The sequence below is a fragment of the Ligilactobacillus acidipiscis genome (genome assembly GCF_900116935.1).
Classification (GTDB): domain Bacteria; phylum Bacillota; class Bacilli; order Lactobacillales; family Lactobacillaceae; genus Ligilactobacillus; species Ligilactobacillus acidipiscis.
Genome location: NZ_LT630287.1, coordinates 1,887,713 through 1,907,400 on the forward strand (window position 1 = coordinate 1,887,713; position 19,688 = coordinate 1,907,400).

General features: G+C 42.2%; 24 protein-coding genes. 3 read left to right on the forward strand and 21 right to left on the reverse strand.

The window, feature by feature from the left end; translation table 11 throughout:
- Positions 1-12: 12 nt before the first annotated feature.
- From rpsH to rpsJ, 16 genes are all read right to left on the reverse strand, one after another.
- The gene (gene rpsH, locus BQ5903_RS08800; protein WP_010496722.1) at positions 13-411 is read right to left on the reverse strand and encodes a 30S ribosomal protein S8; all 399 of its coding nucleotides are present in this window, start codon (positions 409-411) and stop codon (positions 13-15) included.
- Positions 412-443: 32 nt separating this feature from the next.
- On the reverse strand, positions 444-629 hold the full coding sequence (locus BQ5903_RS08805; protein ID WP_010496720.1) for a type Z 30S ribosomal protein S14: 186 nt from the start codon (positions 627-629) through the stop codon (positions 444-446).
- A 13-nt stretch (positions 630-642) separates the two neighbouring features.
- Complete coding sequence (gene rplE / locus BQ5903_RS08810; RefSeq protein WP_010496719.1) at positions 643-1,185, reverse strand: 50S ribosomal protein L5; 543 nt, start codon at positions 1,183-1,185, stop codon at positions 643-645.
- Between the two features lie 29 nt (positions 1,186-1,214).
- Complete coding sequence (gene rplX, locus BQ5903_RS08815; protein WP_010496717.1) at positions 1,215-1,520, reverse strand: 50S ribosomal protein L24; 306 nt, start codon at positions 1,518-1,520, stop codon at positions 1,215-1,217.
- A gap of 38 nt (positions 1,521-1,558) precedes the next feature.
- Positions 1,559-1,927 (reverse strand): 50S ribosomal protein L14, encoded by a 369-nt coding sequence (gene rplN / locus BQ5903_RS08820; RefSeq protein ID WP_010496715.1) that lies wholly within the window; start codon positions 1,925-1,927, stop codon positions 1,559-1,561.
- Between the two features lie 69 nt (positions 1,928-1,996).
- A complete protein-coding gene (gene rpsQ, locus BQ5903_RS08825) occupies positions 1,997-2,263 on the reverse strand; it encodes a 30S ribosomal protein S17 (RefSeq protein WP_010496714.1) in 267 nt (88 codons plus the stop codon).
- A gap of 27 nt (positions 2,264-2,290) precedes the next feature.
- Positions 2,291-2,497, reverse strand: a complete 207-nt coding sequence (gene rpmC / locus BQ5903_RS08830) for a 50S ribosomal protein L29 (protein WP_010496712.1) — start codon at positions 2,495-2,497, stop codon at positions 2,291-2,293.
- On the reverse strand, positions 2,487-2,921 hold the full coding sequence (gene rplP, locus BQ5903_RS08835; RefSeq protein ID WP_010496710.1) for a 50S ribosomal protein L16: 435 nt from the start codon (positions 2,919-2,921) through the stop codon (positions 2,487-2,489). The genes rpmC and rplP overlap by 11 nt, the downstream gene beginning before the upstream one ends.
- 3 nt (positions 2,922-2,924) lie before the next feature.
- Complete coding sequence (gene rpsC / locus BQ5903_RS08840) at positions 2,925-3,581, reverse strand: 30S ribosomal protein S3 (RefSeq protein WP_010496708.1); 657 nt, start codon at positions 3,579-3,581, stop codon at positions 2,925-2,927.
- Between the two features lie 12 nt (positions 3,582-3,593).
- Complete coding sequence (rplV, locus tag BQ5903_RS08845; RefSeq protein ID WP_010496707.1) at positions 3,594-3,941, reverse strand: 50S ribosomal protein L22; 348 nt, start codon at positions 3,939-3,941, stop codon at positions 3,594-3,596.
- Positions 3,942-3,959: 18 nt separating this feature from the next.
- Positions 3,960-4,241, reverse strand: coding sequence for a 30S ribosomal protein S19 (gene rpsS / locus BQ5903_RS08850; protein WP_010496705.1), 282 nt, complete (start codon positions 4,239-4,241; stop codon positions 3,960-3,962).
- A 45-nt stretch (positions 4,242-4,286) separates the two neighbouring features.
- On the reverse strand, positions 4,287-5,120 hold the full coding sequence (gene rplB, locus BQ5903_RS08855; protein ID WP_079579368.1) for a 50S ribosomal protein L2: 834 nt from the start codon (positions 5,118-5,120) through the stop codon (positions 4,287-4,289).
- A gap of 21 nt (positions 5,121-5,141) precedes the next feature.
- Complete coding sequence (rplW, locus tag BQ5903_RS08860) at positions 5,142-5,429, reverse strand: 50S ribosomal protein L23 (RefSeq protein WP_010496701.1); 288 nt, start codon at positions 5,427-5,429, stop codon at positions 5,142-5,144.
- Entirely contained in the window at positions 5,429-6,052 is a 624-nt protein-coding gene (rplD, locus tag BQ5903_RS08865; protein ID WP_010496699.1) for a 50S ribosomal protein L4, read from the reverse strand. The genes rplW and rplD overlap by 1 nt, the downstream gene beginning before the upstream one ends.
- A gap of 26 nt (positions 6,053-6,078) precedes the next feature.
- Positions 6,079-6,702: a 50S ribosomal protein L3 gene (rplC, locus tag BQ5903_RS08870; RefSeq protein ID WP_010496697.1), complete on the reverse strand. Its 624-nt coding sequence runs from the start codon at positions 6,700-6,702 to the stop codon at positions 6,079-6,081.
- A 43-nt stretch (positions 6,703-6,745) separates the two neighbouring features.
- Entirely contained in the window at positions 6,746-7,054 is a 309-nt protein-coding gene (rpsJ, locus tag BQ5903_RS08875) for a 30S ribosomal protein S10 (RefSeq protein ID WP_010496695.1), read from the reverse strand.
- Positions 7,055-7,477: 423 nt separating this feature from the next.
- Between rpsJ and BQ5903_RS08880 the strand changes: the two genes are divergently transcribed.
- On the forward strand, positions 7,478-8,788 hold the full coding sequence (locus tag BQ5903_RS08880; RefSeq protein ID WP_079579370.1) for an IS1380 family transposase: 1,311 nt from the start codon (positions 7,478-7,480) through the stop codon (positions 8,786-8,788).
- Positions 8,789-9,151: 363 nt separating this feature from the next.
- Positions 9,152-9,718: a cysteine hydrolase family protein gene (locus BQ5903_RS08885; RefSeq protein ID WP_079579371.1), complete on the forward strand. Its 567-nt coding sequence runs from the start codon at positions 9,152-9,154 to the stop codon at positions 9,716-9,718.
- Between the two features lie 73 nt (positions 9,719-9,791).
- On the opposite strand, the gene fusA is transcribed toward BQ5903_RS08885, so the two are convergent.
- From fusA to rpsL, 3 genes are all read right to left on the reverse strand, one after another.
- Positions 9,792-11,885, reverse strand: coding sequence for an elongation factor G (fusA, locus tag BQ5903_RS08890; RefSeq protein WP_010496686.1), 2,094 nt, complete (start codon positions 11,883-11,885; stop codon positions 9,792-9,794).
- A gap of 151 nt (positions 11,886-12,036) precedes the next feature.
- A complete protein-coding gene (rpsG, locus tag BQ5903_RS08895) occupies positions 12,037-12,507 on the reverse strand; it encodes a 30S ribosomal protein S7 (protein WP_010496685.1) in 471 nt (156 codons plus the stop codon).
- A gap of 65 nt (positions 12,508-12,572) precedes the next feature.
- A complete protein-coding gene (gene rpsL, locus BQ5903_RS08900) occupies positions 12,573-12,986 on the reverse strand; it encodes a 30S ribosomal protein S12 (RefSeq protein ID WP_010496682.1) in 414 nt (137 codons plus the stop codon).
- Between the two features lie 241 nt (positions 12,987-13,227).
- Between rpsL and BQ5903_RS08905 the strand changes: the two genes are divergently transcribed.
- Complete coding sequence (locus BQ5903_RS08905) at positions 13,228-13,929, forward strand: prepilin peptidase (protein WP_231920838.1); 702 nt, start codon at positions 13,228-13,230, stop codon at positions 13,927-13,929.
- Between the two features lie 79 nt (positions 13,930-14,008).
- On the opposite strand, the gene ltrA is transcribed toward BQ5903_RS08905, so the two are convergent.
- Positions 14,009-15,394, reverse strand: coding sequence for a group II intron reverse transcriptase/maturase (ltrA, locus tag BQ5903_RS08910; RefSeq protein WP_079579372.1), 1,386 nt, complete (start codon positions 15,392-15,394; stop codon positions 14,009-14,011).
- Positions 15,395-15,990: 596 nt separating this feature from the next.
- A complete protein-coding gene (gene rpoC, locus BQ5903_RS08915) occupies positions 15,991-19,656 on the reverse strand; it encodes a DNA-directed RNA polymerase subunit beta' (RefSeq protein ID WP_010499362.1) in 3,666 nt (1,221 codons plus the stop codon).
- Positions 19,657-19,688: the final 32 nt, after the last annotated feature.

Consider the following 19,688-nt stretch of genomic DNA (forward strand, 5'->3'; position numbering starts at 1 on the left):
TTCTATTTAATATTACCAAACGTAAGCGAGAACTTCGCCACCGATGTTCTTAGAACGAGCTGTTTTGTCTGTAATAACACCCTCAGATGTTGAGATCAAAGCAATACCTAAGCCGTTTAAAACTTTAGGAACTGCATCAGCTTTGACATAAGAACGTAAGCCGGGCTTTGAGATCCGACGTAAACCGGAGATAACACGTTCGTTGTTCTTATCATATTTTAAGAATACGCGGATGACACCTTGTTTGTCATCATCAATGTATTCGACATCACGGATAAAGCCTTCATTCTTAAGAATTTCAGCCATACCGCTTTTGATTTTTGAAGCAGGAATTTCAACTGATTCGTGCTTTGCCATGTTGGCATTGCGAATGCGAGTTAAAAAGTCTGCAATTGGATCGGTCATTGCCATGTTGTTTGCCTCCTTTTACTGTATATTATGGTTTACCAACTAGCCTTTTTCATGCCAGGGATCTGACCTTGATGAGCAAGTTCGCGTAGGCAAACACGGCATAATTTAAATTTGCGATAGACAGAATGTGGACGTCCACAACGTTCGCAACGTGTATATTCACGTGATGAGAACTTAGCAGGACGATGATTTCTTGCAATTTGTGACTTCTTTGCCAAGTTTGTAACCTCCTTATTTAGCGAATGGCATTCCAAGTTGTGACAACAATTCCTTGGATTCTTCGTCAGTCTGAGCAGTTGTAACAATAACGATATCCATTCCACGAACTTTGTTGACATTATCAAAATCAATTTCAGGGAAAATCAATTGTTCACGGACACCAAGAGTATAGTTACCACGGCCGTCAAAGGCACGCTTACTTACACCATGGAAGTCACGCACACGCGGCAATGATACAGAAACCAACTTGTCTAAGAAGTCATACATACGTGTACCACGTAATGTGACCTTAGCACCGATCGGCATTCCTTCACGTAAACGGAAACCGGCGATTGATTTCTTAGCCTTTGTAATAACTGGCTTTTGACCAGAGATCAAAGTCAATTCCTCAACGGCTTCGTCAAGATTCTTAGCGTTGCTGACTGCATCACCCACACCCATGTTGATCACGATTTTTTCAACTTTAGGTGCTTGCATGATTGATGAATAATTGAACTTATCGATCATTGATGGAACGATTTCGTTTGTGTATTTTTCTTTTAAACGGTTAACCATGAAAAAGTGTTCCTCCTTCCTTGCTAGGTTTAGATAATTTCACCAGTTTTTTTCGAAACACGGACTTTCTTGCCATCTTCTACCTTGAAGCCAACACGAGTTGCTTCATTGTTAGAAGGATCGATCAACATAACGTTAGAAACATGGATCGGAGCTTCAACTTCAACGATACCACCACTTGGGTTATCATTAGTTGGCTTTTGATGTTTCTTAACGATATTGACACCCTTCACGACCACACGGTCTCTAGCAGGAATAGATTGAAGGACTTCTCCTTCTTTGCCCTTATCTTTACCGGCAATTACTTTAACTTTATCATTTCTTTTAATGAACATTATTACTTGTGCACCTCCTTGTCGGATAGACGGTTGTTTTACAGAACTTCAGGTGCGAGAGAAACAATTTTCATGTAGTCCCCAGCACGTAGTTCACGGGCAACCGGTCCAAAGATACGGGTGCCTTTTGGTGATTTATCATCACCGATGATAACAGCTGCATTTTCATCAAACTTGATGTATGAACCGTCTGTACGATGTGTACCATATTTAGTACGAACGATGACTGCTTTAACAACATCGCCCTTTTTGACAACGCCACCTGGTGTTGCTTGTTTAACAGTAGCAACCACAATGTCACCGACACTGGCAGTTTTAACACGAGAGCCACCTAAAATTTTAATAACTAAAAGCTCACGTGCTCCGGAATTATCAGCAACATGTAAACGACTTTCTTGTTGGATCACAGTTATGTGACCTCCTTTCGTTATTAGATCAGAATACGAATCAGTTTATTGATTGTCTCTAAGTATCAATTAAAGAACAACTGCTTTTTCAACGATTTCTAATAAACGGAAACGTTTTGTAGCTGACAATGGCCGGGTTTCCATGATTTTTACGATGTCGCCCGTTTTTGCTTCATTGTTTTCATCATGAGCCTTGTATTTCTTGGAATACTTAACACGTTTGCCATATACAGGATGAAACTTGTATGTTTCAACAACGACAGTGATCGTCTTGTCCATCTTATCAGAAACAACACGGCCACGGTAAACTTTACGGTAGTTACGACCTTCACTCATGCGCGATTAGCCTCCTCTTCGTATTCTTTATTTTGCAGCTTCGTTTTGACGCAGCAAAGTCTTAATGCGAGCAATTGCTTTCCGAACTGTTTGCAAGCGAGCAGTATTTTCAAGCTGACCAGTTGCAGATTGGAAACGCAAATTGAACAATTCTTCTTTGTATTGCTTTTCTTTAGCAAGTAATTCGTCAGTGGTCAATTTGTTGAGTTCGTCTTTGAATTCCTTAGTTTTCATCAGATTCGCCACCTACTTCCTCACGAGAAACGATTTTAGTTCTAACAGGGAGCTTGTGTGAAGCTAAACGCAATGCTTCGTGCGCAACTTCTTTAGAAACTCCACCAACTTCAAACATGATCTTGCCACGCTTGACAGGTGCTACCCAGCCTTCTGGTGCACCTTTCCCGTTACCCATACGAGTACCGATACCTTTTGAAGTATATGATTTATGAGGGAAAATCTTGATCCAAACTTTCCCACCACGCTTCATGTAACGGGTCATAGCGATACGAGCTGCTTCGATCTGACGGTTTGAGATCCAATGTGAATCAAGTGCTTGTAAACCGTATTCGCCGAAAGCAACTGTCTTACCACCTTTGGCTTCCCCGCGCATCTTGCCACGGAATTCGCGACGATGCTTAACACGCTTTGGTACTAACATAGACTATTTCCCTCCTTTACTTTGATCTTTCTTTTCAGGTAGAACTTCACCACGGAAGATCCAAACCTTAACACCGATCTGACCATACTGAGTATTAGCTTCGACCCAAGCATAATCAATATCAGCACGAAGTGTGTGCAAAGGAACAGTTCCTTGTGAGAAGTGTTCCACACGTGACATGTCGGCACCGTTCAAACGTCCAGCAACCTGAACTTTGATACCCTTTGCACCTGCACGCATTGTACGTTGCATTGGTTGTTTCATAGCACGACGGAAAGCAACACGGCCTTCCAATTGTTGTGCAATGTTTTCACCAACTAATTTAGCATCCAAATCAGGTTTCTTGATTTCGATGATGTTGATGTGTACACGTCTGCCGGTCAAGTTGTTTAATTCTTTACGTAATTTTTCAACTTCAGAACCGCCTTTACCGATAACCATACCTGGTTTTGCAGTATGGATAGAAATGTTAACGCGCTTTGCGGCACGTTCGATCTCAACGGTAGAGACAGATGCGTCGGCTAATTTCTTTTGAATATATTCACGGATACGGATATCTTCGTGAAGGTATGAAGCAAAGTCCTTTTCAGCATACCATTTGGATTCCCAATCACGAATAATACCAACACGTAATCCAGTAGGATTTATTTTGTGACCCACGCTTATCCCTCCTTATTTTTCAGATACCACTACAGTAATGTGACTGGTACGCTTGTTGATTGGAGAAGCAGAACCCTTAGCACGAGGACGGAACCGTTTTAAAGTCGGTCCTTCGTTGACAAAAGCTTCGCTTACATATAAATCTTCAGCATCCAAGTCAAAATTGTTTTCTGCGTTGGCAATTGCGGATTTTAAAACTTTTTCAATTAGGTAAGCACCAGATCTTGGAGTAAACTTCAAGATACCAAGTGCTTCAGCAACACTCTTCCCACGGATAAGATCGATCACAAGACGCGCCTTACGTGCAGGGATGCGAACTACGCGAGCAGTTGCTTTTGCTGAGGTTACTTGTTCAGCCATTTTATTTCCTCCCTTAGATTATCTTGCGACGGTCTTTTTATCGTCAGTGCCATGACCATGGAATGTCCGTGTTGGAACAAATTCACCAAGTTTATGACCAACCATATCTTCTTGGATATAAACTGGAACTTGCTTGCGGCCGTCATGAACAGCGATCGTATATCCAACAAAGCTAGGATAGATCGTCGAACGACGTGACCAAGTTTTAATAACGGATTTCTTTTCATTATCAGCTTGTGCTGCGATTTTTTTTAACAGATGTTCATCTGCAAAAGGTCCCTTTTTCAAACTACGACTCAAGAGTTATCCTCCTTTCGGATAGAACCACCATGATTTTACTGGTGATTATTTCTTCTTGCGACCACGAACAATAAATTTATTTGAACGTGCTTTCTTAGAACGTGTCTTCTTACCAGCAGTCTTCTTACCCCAAGGAGACAAAGGACTTGGCATACCAACAGGAGCCTTACCTTCACCACCACCATGCGGGTGATCATTAGGGTTCATTACAGAACCACGAGACTGAGGACGAACGCCCATCCAACGTTTACGACCAGCTTTACCAAGCTTGATCAATTCATGCTGTGCATTACCAACAGAACCGATCGTTGCACGACAAGTACCTAAGATTTGGCGTACTTCACCGGAAGCCAAACGTACTGTAACATACTTCTCTTCCTTACCAAGTAATTGTGCTGATGTACCAGCAGAACGAACTAATTGTCCACCTTGGCCAGGGTTTAATTCGATGTTATGAATAGTAGTACCAGCTGGCATATTCATTAATGGTAATGTATTACCAACTTTGATATCAGCATCTGCACCAGATTCAACAGTCTGGCCAACTTCAAGGCCCTTAGGTGCGAGAATGTATGATTTAATACCGTCAGCGTAAACGATCAAGGCGATGTTAGCTGAACGGTTAGGATCGTATTCGATCGTCTTAACTGTTGCGGGAACATCATCTTTAATACGCTTAAAATCGATCAGGCGATATTGACGTTTGTGACCGCCGCCACGGTGACGAACAGTTTTATGACCGTAAACATTACAACCAGCAGTTTTGCTTTGAGAAGAAAGCAATGACTTTTCAGGAGTTGTGCTTGTAATTTCTTCAAAGTCAGAAGTAGTCATATTACGGCGACCATTTGAGGTCGGTTTGTATACTCTGATCCCCACTATTTTTCCCTCCTATGTTAATTATTCTTCTTCAAAAATTTTAATTTCTTTTGATTCAGGTGTTAAAGTAACGATTGCCTTACGACGCTTCTTTGTGTAGCCTTCGTAACGACCCATACGTTTCTTCTTACCTTTTAAGTTCATGACATTAACTTTTGCAACTTTAACATCAAAGATTTCTTCAACAGCATCTTTGATCTGGAACTTCGTTGCATTAGTATTAACATCAAATGTGTAGCGCTTGTCGTCCAAGTCAGCCATCGATGCTTCGGTGATAACTGGACGTAAAATTACATCACGTGCTTCCATTATGCTAGACCCTCCTCTACTTGAGAAAGAGCTCCTTTTGTGATGACAACTTTGTCACTGTCAATAACGTTCAATACATTCAAACCTTTTGCAGGAAGAACTGTAACATTTTTAAGGTTACGAGCTGAACGAGCAGCGTTTTCGTTATCATCTTCAAGAACTACTAATACTTTAGAGTTAACATTTAAACTCTTAAGAGATGCTGCAAAGTCCTTAGTCTTTGGTTGTTCGAATTCAAATGAATCAACAACTACTAAGCTTTCATCAATTACTTTTTGTGAAAGAACAGATTTAAGAGCCAAACGACTAACTTTGCGTGGAAGTTTGTAGGCGTATGAACGTGGTGTTGGTCCGAAGATCGTACCACCGCCGACCCAAAGTGGTGAGCGTGTGGAACCAGCACGAGCACGGCCAGTACCCTTTTGACGCCATGGTTTCTTACCACCACCGCGAACGGCAGTCCTGTTCTTAACAGCATGTGTTCCTTGGCGAAGTGATGCGCGTTGCATCAAGACTGCGTCATGAACTGCGTTGTTGTTTGGTTCGATACCAAAAATTGTGTCGTTTAATTCAACTTCACCATTTTTGCTACCATCTTGTTTAAATAATGCAACTGTAGGCATGTTTGTATTTCCTCCCTTCCCTTAATTTATTTCACTGTACTTTTAACAGTAACGAATGACTTGTTCGCGCCAGGTACGTTACCCTTAATGAAAAGTACACCATTGTCTGTATCAGCTTTAACGATCTTTAAGTTTTGAATCGTTACCTTGTTACCACCCATACGTCCTGGAAGTACCTTGCCAGGAAATACGCGGTTGATAATTGCACCCATTGAACCTGGGCGACGATGATAACGAGAACCGTGTGCCATCGGACCACGAGCCTGGTTCCAACGTTTAATGTTACCTTGGAAACCTTTACCCTTTGATGTTCCGGTTACATCCACGCTGTCTCCTTCTGAGAAGACGTCAGCATGAATTTCGTCACCGACTTTGTAATCTCCCAGCTCAACATCGCGGATTTCACGAACGAAGCGCTTAGGAGCAGTATTTGCTTTTGCTGCATGACCTTTAGCAGGTTTGTTAGCCTTGATCGCACGCACATCGTCGTAGCCCAATTGGACTGCTTCGTAACCGTCATTTTCAACAGTTTTGATCTGCATTACAACGTTGGCATCAACTTTCACAACAGTTACGGGAACTAATTCGCCGTTCTCTGTGAAAACTTGAGTCATACCTACTTTTTTTCCTAAGATTCCTTTTGTGGTCATGAGTACACCTCCAATTAAATTGATTTAAAATAGAAAAAATGAATTAAAGCTTGATCTCAATGTCAACGCCAGAAGGCAAGTCGAGTTTCATCAATGAATCAACTGTCTTTGGTGTTGGGTTGACGATGTCGATCAAACGTTTATGTGTCCGCATTTCAAATTGCTCACGAGCATCTTTATGCTTATGTGGTGATGAAAGAACTGTGTACAATGTACGTTCTGTAGGCAATGGAATTGGGCCTGAGATTTCAGCACCTGTTCTCTTTGCTGTTTCAACGATCTTGTCCGCAGACTGATCTAAAATACGGTGTTCGTATGCTTTAAGGCGAATACGAATTTTTTGTTTTGCCATGTTGTTCCCTCCTTCGTCCATTTTAGAAATAAGACTAGCTCCGCGAAAATTACCGATATACCCGTGGCAAAGCATCCGGGTGTGTCGCAACCTTTCGCATCAAAGCTCGAAATATCCGTTTGGCGGCGTCCCAAACGACGTACCTGTTCAAACAGGTACCTAACTATAGTATTACATTTATTCCGTGTTAGCAAGGATTTTCTGAAAGTTTTTTGAAAAATCTCTAATTTTCGCAAATTTAAAGAAGATCCTATCTAACTTTCATAATCCTGAATTATTCATACTTTTCCCTTAAGGACTACTTTTTGTTGTTGTCATGCTAGTTCGCATCTTTTTCGTTTTTCACCTGTTGGGTGTACAAAAAGAGCACATCCTGTGCTATTGTAAAGTCGATGAAAACCACAAAGAACAGGAGTGCTCCTTATGTCAACTTTACATCATGAAAAACTTTTATTCAATGACCAGATCAACATTTCTAATGACGGTGGTGAGTTAGCGAACGATGCCGGAACTTTATTAATTGCTGAATTTCTGCACCAAATTCACTTTGACCAGCTCTTAGAAGATAACTTGCATTTTAAAGATGACCGTAAATATTGTACCTTTCCCTTGAACAATTTATTTAAGCAGTTGCTGTTGCAATTGCTGGCAGGATACTGCCAAGATCAGTCGGCTAATACCTTGTCACACGCCGTTGATTTTAAGCTGGTCTTGTCTCAAGCGGTCGCTTCCCAGCCGACACTTTCACGCTTTATCAATCACATTTCAGCGTCTGGGCTCTTTTCAGTCAAATCATTGCTCGGCTCGGTAGCTCACTTTGTTCTTGGGCAGCTAAATCAACATCAGCTGATCCTTGATCTAGATTCGACACATGCCGATACGTTTGGTGACCAAGAAAAGAGTGCTTATAACGGTCACTACCAGACCAACGGTTATCATCCTTTACTAGCCTTTGATGCTTTATCGGGCTGCTTGTTGAATGCTCAATTACGCCCCGGCAATCGCTATACTTCCCAAGGTGCGACTAAATTTTTATTACGGAGCTTACGGGCCTATGACGGATCTTCCCTGGATGTCTTAGTGCGGGGAGATTCTGGTTTCGCAGCTCCGGGGATCTACCATGCGTGTGATAAAAAGCAGGCTAAGTTCGTGATTCGTTTAAAAGCGAACTACCAGTTCCAAAGTCGGGCTGAAAATCTGATCCAAGTGGGTGACCAGGACTTCACCGAAGCTGAAGTCCAATGGCATGTCCTGCGAGACTATTGTCCTCAAAGTTGGTCACGACCTTATCGTGTGATTATTAAATCAACGCGGCCGGCGGGCAACTTTCTGTTTGACCATGAGTTTATCGTGACCAACTTGGAAGAATTAAGCGGTCCACAAGTCTTTGCCCTCTATCACCAACGCGGTTCCATGGAAGACTTGATCAAAGAAGTTAAACGTGGCTTTCACTTTGATAAAACGGACAGTTCTAGTTTTGAGGCCAATGAGTTCCGGATGCTGGTAGCTGGGGTCGCTTATAATATACTGCAAGCCATGAAGAACTTAGTTTTACCAACAAAGCTTAAACACGCTCAGGTCGGGACGATCCGTTTTAAATTACTCCATGTGGCAGCTAAGGTCACGCACCATGCGCGTCAAATCTGGGTCCATTTATCTCAGACCAATGTGTTCGATAAATTATTTTGGCAGACACTGTTCAAGATTCAAAATCTAAAAATATATCCGCTGTGAACTCACAAAATAAAAAATGTTTTTCTTAGGGAAAGGGTGAAGTCTGTCCTTTTTTAAACAGTCCGACAACAAAACTAACAAAAAGCTGCTTTTTTTACACACTAAAGTAACTTTGCACAAAGTTTTAACTGCAACGAAAAGTATGAATAATTCAGGATAATTAAGACTATTTAATAGTCAAATACTAACTTTCTACAGATAGATATCTGCTTTACTCTTATCCATCTGACTCTAACTTGTTTGCGAAATGAAAAGTCAGGCTTATTTAGCACAACCTGCAAAAAGTTTTTTATTGAACCTTTTCATAGATATAGGTAAAATATTGGCAAAGTACTTCATTATCTCACTCAAAGGAGTCTTACCATGTCAAATAAAAAAGCATTACTAGTGATCGATTATACGAATGACTTTGTCGCAAGTGACGGAGCTTTGAATTGCGGTGAACCTGGTCGTGCAATCGAAGATGATTTATTGCAACACGTTAAAGAATTCGACGAAAAAGGCGATTACATCATTTTGCCAACTGACTATCATTTTAAAGATGATCCTTTTCATCCTGAAACTGCCCTTTTCCCACCTCATAACATCGCTGGTACACCTGGGCAAGAACTTTATGGTCAGTTAGCCTCCTGGTATCACAAACATCAGGACCAAGACAATGTTTACAAATTCAACAAAAATCGTTATTCTAGTTTTCAAAATACCAACTTGGACAACTATTTGCGCAGTCGCGACATCAAAGACCTTTATTTAACAGGTGTTTGTACCGACATTTGTGTTCTGCATACTGCCATTGCTGCATACAATTTAGATTATCACATTAATGTCTATGAAGACAGCGTCGCCAGCTTCGACCAAGTCGGTCACAAGTGGGCTCTGGCGCATTTCAAAAACTCACTCGGAGCTAACGTGCTTACAACTGATAAATGATTTTTCGGATCATACGAAAAAAGAACCGCTCGAGATTTAACTCGAACAGCTCTTTTTTTGTTTTCATTCAAGCTTACTTAGCTTCTCCGCCGTTCTTCTTGATGATATCTTCTTGAATTGACTTCGGTACTGGTTCGTAGTGGTCAAATGTCATTGTGAAGGTACCACGACCCTGAGTTGATGAACGCAAGGTAGTAGCATAACCAAACATTTCTGACAACGGAACGAATGAATGTACTAACTCAGCGTTACCGCGAGCTTCCATACCGTCAACACGTCCACGACGAGCAGTAACGTGACCCATAACATCACCCAAGTTATCTTCAGGGGCAACGATATCGACCTTCATGATCGGTTCAAGGATCACAGCGCCACCACCTTTAGCGGCATTACGCAAAGCGATCGAGGCAGCAACTTTAAAGGCCGCTTCACTAGAATCGACATCATGGTAAGAACCATCGTATAACTTAGCTTTAACGTCGATCAAAGGATAGCCGGCAAGAATACCGTTAGCCATTGATTCTTTCAAGCCTTGTTCTACAGCAGGAATATATTCACGAGGAACAACACCACCAACGATAGCATTTTCGAATGAGAATCCTTCGCCTTCTTCAGCAGGTGTGAATTCGATCCAAACATCACCGTATTGTCCCTTACCACCAGACTGACGAACGAATTTACCTTGAGCAGAAACCTGCTTAGTAAATGTTTCACGGTAAGCAACTTGTGGTTCACCGACTTTAGCTTCAACGTGGAATTCACGTTTCATCCGGTCAACGATGATATCCAAGTGAAGTTCACCCATCCCAGAGATCAATGTTTCACCAGTTTCCTGGTTAGTTTCAGCCTTGAAAGTAGGATCTTCTTCAGCAAGTTTTTGCAAAGCAACATCCATCTTGTCTTGGTCGGCCTTAGTATTAGGTTCGATCGAAACTTGGATAACTGGATCTGGGAATTCCATTGATTCAAGGATCAATGGACGGTCTGTTGCTGTCAATGAGTCACCTGTTGTGGTGTTCTTCAAACCGATCGCAGCAGCGATATCACCAGAGAATACTTCTGGGATCTCTTTACGGTGGTTAGAATGCATCTGCAACAAACGTCCAACACGTTCACGTTTGTCTTTAGTAGCGTTCAAAACATATGAACCGGCTTCCAAAGTACCCGTGTAAACACGGAAGAATGTCAAACGACCAACGAATGGATCAGTAGCGATCTTAAATGCTAAACCAGCAAATGGTGCATCATCGTCGGCATGCAATTCAACTTGGTCACCTGTATCAGGATCAGTTGCATTGTATGGACGAACATCAAGTGGTGATGGCAAGTAATCATTCACACCATCAAGCATCATCTGAACACCCTTGTTCTTGAAAGCAGAACCAGCAAAAACAGGGTAGATATCTAAGTTCAAAGTAGCTTTACGGATAGCAGCCTTGATCTCATCAGCAGGAATATCTTCACCTTCAAGATATTTTTCCATGATATCATCATCAAGATCAGCTAATTGTTCAAGCATTTGATCACGATGTTTTTGAGCTTCTTCCTTCAAGTCATCAGGAATATCAACGGTATCCCATTCTGAACCAAGTTCATCTTCATCATACAAGTCAGCTTTCATGTCGATCAAATCGATGACACCTTGGAAATCATCTTCGGCACCGATAGGCATTTGAACGGCAACAGCATTAGCTTGCAAACGATCCTTGATCGTAGATACTGAGTAGTCAAAGTCAGCACCAAGCTTGTCCATCTTATTAACGAACACGATACGGGGAACATTATAGGTTGTAGCTTGACGCCAAACATTTTCAGTCTGAGGTTCAACACCTGATTGACCATCCAAGACAACTACAGCACCATCAAGGACACGCAAGGAACGTTCAACTTCAACTGTGAAGTCAACGTGTCCTGGGGTATCAATAATGTTGATGCGGTGGTCTTTCCATTCAGCTGTTGTAGCAGCCGATGTGATAGTGATCCCACGTTCTTGTTCTTGGTCCATCCAGTCCATTTGTGATGCGCCATCATGAGTTTCACCGATCTTATGAATACGGCCAGTATAGTAAAGGATACGTTCAGTCGTAGTCGTTTTACCTGCATCAATATGGGCAACGATCCCGATGTTCCGGGTTTTTTCCAATGGAAATTCACGTTTATTAGCCATTGAGAATTTGTCTCCTTCCAAAATCATTAGTTAACCGGCCCAGACAAAGTAAGGTCGGCTGACACCTGGCAAGTGTCTAACATTATTATACAATCTAAAAAACGGCCATTATAGGATTTCTTGAAATCATATAACAGCCATTTTCAAAAAATTACCAGCGATAATGTGCAAATGCACGGTTAGCATCTGCCATTTTATGTGTGTCTTCACGTTTCCTAACAGATGCACCGGTATTGTTAGCTGCATCCATGATCTCACGTGCTAAACGTTCTGACATTGTGTGTTCCCCACGCAAACGTGAGTAATTTACAAGCCAACGTAAGCCAAGTGTTGATCTTCTTTCAGGACGAACTTCGATCGGGACCTGATAGTTAGAACCACCAACACGGCGAGCTTTAACTTCCAAGACTGGCATGATGTTCTTCATTGCTTCTTCGAAAACATCAAGTGGTTCATTTCCTGTTTCAGATTTAATCATATCAAATGCATCATATAAAATTCTTGAAGCTGTCCCACGTTTACCGTCAACCATCAAACGGTTGATCAAACGTGTCACCAATTTAGAATTGTAAATTGGATCTGGGAGTACTTCGCGTTTTGCAACGGCACCTTTTCTTGGCATCGTAGATAACCTCCTCAAATTCTAGAAAAATATGTTTATTGTAACTGAGCGACTAAGTAGTCAGCTTATTTCTTAGGCTTCTTTGCACCGTACTTAGAACGGCTTTGCATCCGGCCTTCAACACCTGCAGTATCCAAAGCACCACGGATAACGTGATAACGAACCCCAGGCAGATCCTTTACACGACCGCCACGAACCAAAACAACACTATGTTCTTGCAAGTTATGGCCGATACCAGGAATGTAAGCTGTAACTTCGATCAAGTTAGACAAACGAACACGCGCATATTTACGCAAAGCTGAGTTAGGCTTCTTTGGTGTCATTGTACCGACACGAGTAGCAACACCACGTTTTTGCGGAGCAGCATTTTTTGTAGTTACTTTTCTATAACTGTTATACCCAAAGTTTAAAGCTGGGGAATCAGACATTGAAGAATTAGATTTACGACCTTTACGAATTAACTGGTTAATTGTTGGCATCTAAAACTTCCTCCTTCCTTGTTTTCGATAATTTTAAGTCCACACATCCAGGAGTTTCATTTTTGTTCATAAAAATAAACGTCGCCAGACGTAATGTCATACTTGCGCTAACTTGTTCACAGCCAGCACGATCTTGGCAAGACCAAGAGAACTGTTCACATAAAGCACCTTTACTAGGGTACCATCATTTTCTGTTACTTGTCAAACAAATTCTGCAGTTTTTTGCGTATCTTTTAATGAGGTGATCAAATTGCTAAACTTTTTAATTTTTTGTTGCGGTGCCAGTCTGGCATCCTTTACTGTCTGCACAGCTTTTCGCTATCAAAACAAAATTTCAATACTGACGCCCCGCTCATTTTGCGACCACTGTCGCCGGCAATTAAAGTGGTGGCAGTTAGTCCCCATACTGGGATGGCTTTTGCAAAAGGGACGTTGTGCTTTTTGCGGGCACAAGATACCTCTGCTAAGTTTTGTCCTTGAATTGATCTACGGATCATTATTTATTTTCATCAGTTACCACAGTCTGACTCGTCAGGCTTTTTTGCTGGCAACTTGCCTACAGATCTGGTTATTACTTTTAGCTCTCGAAGATCATTATACTATGCATGTCTCTAGTCGCCTGCTGTATTTCGGCAGTTTGCTAATATTATTGCAGGCCCTGCCTCAAATATATCTTTCATGCACAGCTTCTTGGCTCCAATTGCTGCTTTTCTTCTTATTATGCTTTACTTTTGAAAAAATGAATAAGTTAGGACAGGCTGATACTTTTTGCCTGTTAGTTTTAATGTTGATCTATGGTTTCGAACTTGGTTGTTACATACTGTTAGTTGCGACCACTTTATTTTTGCTAAACTTTTACCGGCAAGGTCGACACACTCCCCATGCTTTTCTTCCTTGTTTAACCGCTGGGTTTGTAATTTTAACCTTTTTAGGCTTGATTTGAAGATCGGGTAGGAGATAGTTCACACTATCGACCTCCCACACCACCGTACGTACGGAACCGTATACGGCGGTTCAACAACTTAAGCTTTTGCTTGAATAGACTGGTACAGTTTGGACAGATTTATTAGCCCACGCTGTGCCAGTCTTTTATTAGTTATGGTCATCAACAGTGTTTTACTGTGCGCGTTGCGCCAGTATCCCTTACGAGTATTGACGTAGATTTTCGCCTGTTTGGGTGTCAAGCCTAGTTTAATCAATGCTTTATAACGGGTTCCGATATTCTTCCACTGTTTCCAGATATACTGGCGGATGCGCGAGCGCAACCATTTGTCTAGTTGTTGGAGAAAGGTTTTCATCTTCCCAATGGAATAATATTGGATCCAGCCCTGCATTTTCTGCTTAATTTCATGCAGAATCCTATCAAGGCTGACGCCTCGGCTTCTCTTGGTGATTCTTGTCAATTCCTGTTTAATTCTCTGTTTAGGTTTTTGATGAGGACGCGGGTAGGCGCTATTGCGTCCCACACCCAGAGAAAAACCTAGAAACTTCAGTCTTAGTGGAGAACCGACTTGCGTCTTTTCTGCATTCACTTCAACTTTGAGTTCCTTTTCTAAAAACTGGGTGATGCTTTTGAGAACCCGTTCACCCGCACGCTTACTTTTAACATAGATATTACAGTCATCCGCATAGCGTACAAATTTATGTTCTCTTCTGGTCAATTCTTTGTCCAGCTCGTTCAGATAAATATTTGCCAGTAATGGTGAAATATTGCCACCTTGCGGTGTACCTTTAACGGACTCTTCGAAAAGTTGACCATTCATCACACCACTCGTCAAGAACTTACGAATCAAATGCAAGACCCATGGCTCACTAATGTAATTTTCAACAAATTTAATTAGTAAATCATGGTTCACATTGTCAAAATATGACTTTAAATCAAGGTCGACCACGTAGTGATAACCCTGATTATAATAAGCAACCACCTTTTTCACAGCACTTTGTGCACTGCGGTGTGGGCGAAAACCATAACTATTGTCGGAAAATACCTGTTCAAAGATTGGTATCAACTGTTGTGCCACGGCTTGTTGAACCACACGGTCGGCGACCGTTGGGATTCCCAGCTTGCGCTTTGAGCCGTCCGGCTTAGGGATTTCTACTCGCCTGACCGGCTGAGGCTGATAGCTTTCAGAGCGCAACTCTTCCACCAACTTGGTGTTATTTTCTTTCAAGTAAGGACCGAGTTCTTCAACAGTCATGCCGTCGATTCCTCCAGCTCCTTTATTACGTTTGACATGTTGGTAGGCCGTATTTAAATTGTTACGGTCTAAAATCTTCTCACGTAATAAGCCATTCTGAATTCTCTGTTCACCAGAAACAATACTACGCGCTCCTGTTTTCTCTCGCCCTTCCAGGGCTACCCTTCGCAGGCAGTCAGCTTTATTTTCTGTTTTCTGCGATTGTCGCATTGCTTCCACCTCCAGGATGAATCAAAATTATTGTTGTTCAGCCCTTCACCATTACTGGCTACTATGGCCTCGGCTGACTTCTGTCATGGACAACTCAACATTACTATTGAGCCTGTTCCTGCCAGAAATAACTTCCAGCTTGAGAGAACTACCATGACAGACCTCCCCGGGTAAGAGCAGTAGCTTTCGCATCAAACCGTTGGCTTTACTGTGACGGTTTCGAGTGGTCAGGGACTTCGATTTGTTAGGCAATCTCATCCCACCGTTTCCAGCCTTTTAGCCACTTCTTGTTCATCGATTCGATGTTTCGTCTAGGACTTCCTTCAGATTCTACCTCACGATAGACACCCTTGTCTTCGACTCGTGATACCGGCCACTACGGCTCACAGCGGACTTACACCGCCTAGTTACTGCCCATGCCGGGCGCACCTTAAAAAAGCTGCTCATTCCATTCAGGAACAAGCAGCTTGACCAAGTAGACCAATTGCTTATTATTTTTAATAATTCATTTCATCAGTACCACTTGATAAAGAACCAAAAAAAAGAGCTCTAGCCCAAAGTCTAGAACTCTTTTTTAGCCAAGTCATACTCAGCTTTTATTGATGATCCGATGGCAATTCATTATTTTCTTCGATGTTTAATTTCTTAGCAACATCTGAAATCGAATAAACGCTGTCGGAAACACTACTTTTTTCTTCTGGTTCAATGTTACGGTATCTAGCCATACCAGTACCAGCAGGAATGATCTTACCAATGATAACATTTTCCTTCAAACCTACCAATGGGTCATTCTTACCGCGGATAGCAGCATCAGTCAAGACACGTGTTGTTTCCTGGAAGGAAGCAGCTGACAAGAAACTATTTGTTTCCAAAGCAGCTTTCGTAATACCAAGTAAAACAGGACGTGAAGTGGCTGGGATACCGCCATTGATCAGTGTTTTAACGTTACGAGCAGAGAAGTCCTTAATATCCATCAAGTTTCCTGGCAATAAGTCAGTGTCACCTGGGTCCATGACACGAACCTTCTGTAACATCTGCCGTGTCATAACTTCGATATGCTTATCGGAGATATCAACACCTTGCATACGGTAAACTTTTTGAACTTCAGCCAAGATATAGTTTTCGGTTGACAAAACATCACGAACTTTGATCAATTCCTTAGGATCGATCGAACCAACTGTCAATGGGTCACCGCGGTGGATCTGATCACCTTCAGCAACACGTAAAACAGCAGTAAACGGTAAACTGTAAGTTCTTGTATCTGTTTCACCCTTGACTGTAACTTCTTTAGTCCGGTCAGCCGGATTTTCCTCGATCGAATCGATCACACCAGTAACTTCAGTGATCACAGCACGACCTTTAGGATTACGTGCTTCAAACAATTCTTGCACACGAGGAAGACCTTGAGTAATATCACCGCCGGCAACACCACCGGTATGGAAAGTACGCATAGTCAACTGAGTACCTGGCTCACCGATAGACTGAGCAGCAACTGTACCAACAGCTTCACCGACTTCAACAGGATCTCCTGTCGCTAAGTTACGTCCGTAACATTTACGACAAACACCGTGACGTGTATTACATGTGAAAGCAGTTCTGATCGTAACAAGTTCAACACCTGCATCGATGATCTTTTGTGCAAGTTCTTCATTGATGAATGTGTCACCAGGGACGATAACATCCCCCGTTTGCGGATCATAAACAGTCTTCATAGTAAAGCGGCCTAAGATCCGGTCATATAACGGTTCGATCATTTCATTGCCTTCGCGGATAGCAGTAACATCTAAGCCGCGATCAGTACCGCAATCATCTTCACGGATAATAACGTCCTGAGCAACATCGACTAAACGACGAGTCAAGTAACCAGAGTTAGCAGTCTTCAAAGCCGTATCAGTCATACCCTTACGAGCACCGTGAGAAGAAATAAACATTTCCAAAACGGAAAGACCTTCACGGAAGTTTGAAATAACTGGCAACTCCATTGTTTTACCAGAAGGAGAAGCCATCAAGCCACGCATTCCAGCTAACTGAGTAAAGTTAGAGATATTACCACGGGCACCGGAATCACTCATCATTTGGATAGGGTTAGACGGATCCATGTTAGCAACCAGCTTTTCTTGGATGTCGTCTTTAGCCTTGTTCCAAATCGAGATAACTCGGTTATAACGTTCGTCATCAGTGATCAAACCACGACGGAACTGTTTACCAACAGTAGCCACGTCTTTATGGGCTTTTTCAATGATAGCAGGTTTCTCTTTCAAGTCAGTCACATCAGAAACACCGACTGTCAAACCAGACTTAGTAGATTCTGCATAACCAAGATCTTTCATCCGGTCAAGTAATTCAGAAGTTTCAGTTACCTTGTAGTCTTGATAGACTTGGGCAATGATATCTGACAAGAAGCCAGATTTGAAAGGCTTGACCAATTCTGCATCACGCAAATATTCATGGATGTCTTGACCTGGTTCTAAGAAATACTTGTCTGGTGTCTGATCGATCAAGTTATCTTCAGTTGGTTCATTCAAGTAAATGAAATCAGCAGGTAAGATCTCGTTAAAGAACGCCTTACCAACACTGGTGACTAAGATCCGTTCTTTTTGCCAGTCAGTGAATGGTGTCCCTTTTTGTGCCAAGGATGATGCCTGTAAACCGATCCGAGTATGCAAATGAACATAGTTGTTCTGATATGCAGTCCTGACTTCGTTAACATCCTTGAAGATCATCCCTTCGCCTTCACGCTTGGATCCTTCGATCGTAATGTAATAGTTACCGATCGTCATATCCTGTGATGGTGAAATGATAGGTTTCCCATCTTTTGGTGCCAAGATATGGTGAGCAGCAAGCATTAACAAACGAGCTTCAGCCTGAGCTTCATCGGACAAAGGAACGTGAATAGCCATCTGGTCACCGTCAAAGTCGGCATTGTAGGCTTCACAAGCTAAAGGATGCAAACGCATCGCTTTACCATCGACCAAAACTGGTTCGAAAGCCTGGATACCTAAACGGTGCAATGTAGGGGCACGGTTCAACAAAACCGGATGTTCTTTGATAACATCTTCCAAAACATCCCAGATATCTTCATCACGACGATCGATCTTACGCTTAGCATTCTTGATGTTTGAAGCCATTTCGCGTTTGACCAATTCTTTCATCATGAATGGTTTGAACAGTTCCAAAGCCATTTCATGCGGAATACCCATTTGATTCAAACGTAATTTAGGACCAACATCAATAACGGAACGACCAGAATAATCGACACGCTTACCTAACAAGTTCTGACGGAAACGTCCTTGCTTACCTTTCAGCATATGTGAAAGTGACTTCAATGGACGATTACCAGGACCAGCCACCGGACGACCCCGACGGCCATTATCGATCAAGGCATCGACAGCTTCTTGCAACATCCGTTTTTCATTTTGAACAATAATGCCAGGAGCATTTAAGTCCAACAAACGTTTCAAACGATTGTTTCGGTTGATCACACGACGATAAAGGTCATTCAGATCGGATGTGGCGAAACGTCCGCCTTCCAACTGAACCATTGGCCGCAGATCCGGCGGGATGACCGGGATTGCTTCCATGACCATCCACTCTGGTTCATTGCCAGAGTTCAAGAAGGCTTCCAAGATATCCAAACGACGAACAGCACGAGTACGTTTCTGACCAGTAGCCTCACGTAATTCATCTTTTAACTCTGCACATTCTTTTTCAAGGTCAACGTCTTTTAACAGTGTCCGAATTGCTTCGGCACCCATGTCAGCCTTAAAGCCATTACCGTATTCTTCACGTTTCTCACGATACTCACGTTCAGTCATCAACTGCTTTTTCTCAAGCGGAGTGTCACCAGGTTCTGTTACAACGTATGAAGCAAAATAGATAATTTCTTCCAAAGCACGAGGGCTCATGTCTAAGACAAGACCCATCCGGCTAGGGATCCCTTTAAAGTACCAAATGTGAGTTACAGGAGCAGCAAGCTCGATGTGGCCCATCCGTTCACGTCGTACTTTAGAACGAGTAACTTCGACGCCGCAACGATCACAAACGATCCCTTTATAACGGATCCGCTTATATTTCCCACAAGCACATTCCCAGTCTTTTGTGGGTCCAAAAATACGTTCATCAAACAAACCGTCTTTTTCAGGTTTCAGAGTCCGATAGTTGATAGTTTCTGGTTTTTTAACTTCCCCATATGACCAGCTTCTGATCTTATCAGACGAAGCCAAACCGATCTGCATACTATCGAATTTGTTGACATCGATCAAAGGACCGACCTCCCTTTTTTAATGTTGAATTT

Coding starts and splice junctions, on each gene's coding strand:
- rpsH (WP_010496722.1), bottom strand. CDS start 411: ATGGCAATGACCGATCCAATTGCAGACTTTTTAACTCGCATTCGCAAT.
- rplE (WP_010496719.1), bottom strand. CDS start 1,185: ATGGTTAACCGTTTAAAAGAAAAATACACAAACGAAATCGTTCCATCA.
- rplX (WP_010496717.1), bottom strand. CDS start 1,520: ATGTTCATTAAAAGAAATGATAAAGTTAAAGTAATTGCCGGTAAAGAT.
- rpsQ (WP_010496714.1), bottom strand. CDS start 2,263: ATGAGTGAAGGTCGTAACTACCGTAAAGTTTACCGTGGCCGTGTTGTT.
- rpmC (WP_010496712.1), bottom strand. CDS start 2,497: ATGAAAACTAAGGAATTCAAAGACGAACTCAACAAATTGACCACTGAC.
- rplP (WP_010496710.1), bottom strand. CDS start 2,921: ATGTTAGTACCAAAGCGTGTTAAGCATCGTCGCGAATTCCGTGGCAAG.
- rplV (WP_010496707.1), bottom strand. CDS start 3,941: ATGGCTGAACAAGTAACCTCAGCAAAAGCAACTGCTCGCGTAGTTCGC.
- rplW (WP_010496701.1), bottom strand. CDS start 5,429: ATGGAAGCACGTGATGTAATTTTACGTCCAGTTATCACCGAAGCATCG.
- rplD (WP_010496699.1), bottom strand. CDS start 6,052: ATGCCTACAGTTGCATTATTTAAACAAGATGGTAGCAAAAATGGTGAA.
- rplC (WP_010496697.1), bottom strand. CDS start 6,702: ATGACCACAAAAGGAATCTTAGGAAAAAAAGTAGGTATGACTCAAGTT.
- rpsJ (WP_010496695.1), bottom strand. CDS start 7,054: ATGGCAAAACAAAAAATTCGTATTCGCCTTAAAGCATACGAACACCGT.
- BQ5903_RS08880 (WP_079579370.1), top strand. CDS start 7,478: ATGTCAACTTTACATCATGAAAAACTTTTATTCAATGACCAGATCAAC.
- BQ5903_RS08885 (WP_079579371.1), top strand. CDS start 9,152: ATGTCAAATAAAAAAGCATTACTAGTGATCGATTATACGAATGACTTT.
- fusA (WP_010496686.1), bottom strand. CDS start 11,885: ATGGCTAATAAACGTGAATTTCCATTGGAAAAAACCCGGAACATCGGG.
- rpsG (WP_010496685.1), bottom strand. CDS start 12,507: ATGCCAAGAAAAGGTGCCGTTGCAAAACGCGAAGTACTCCCAGATCCA.
- rpsL (WP_010496682.1), bottom strand. CDS start 12,986: ATGCCAACAATTAACCAGTTAATTCGTAAAGGTCGTAAATCTAATTCT.
- ltrA (WP_079579372.1), bottom strand. CDS start 15,394: ATGCGACAATCGCAGAAAACAGAAAATAAAGCTGACTGCCTGCGAAGG.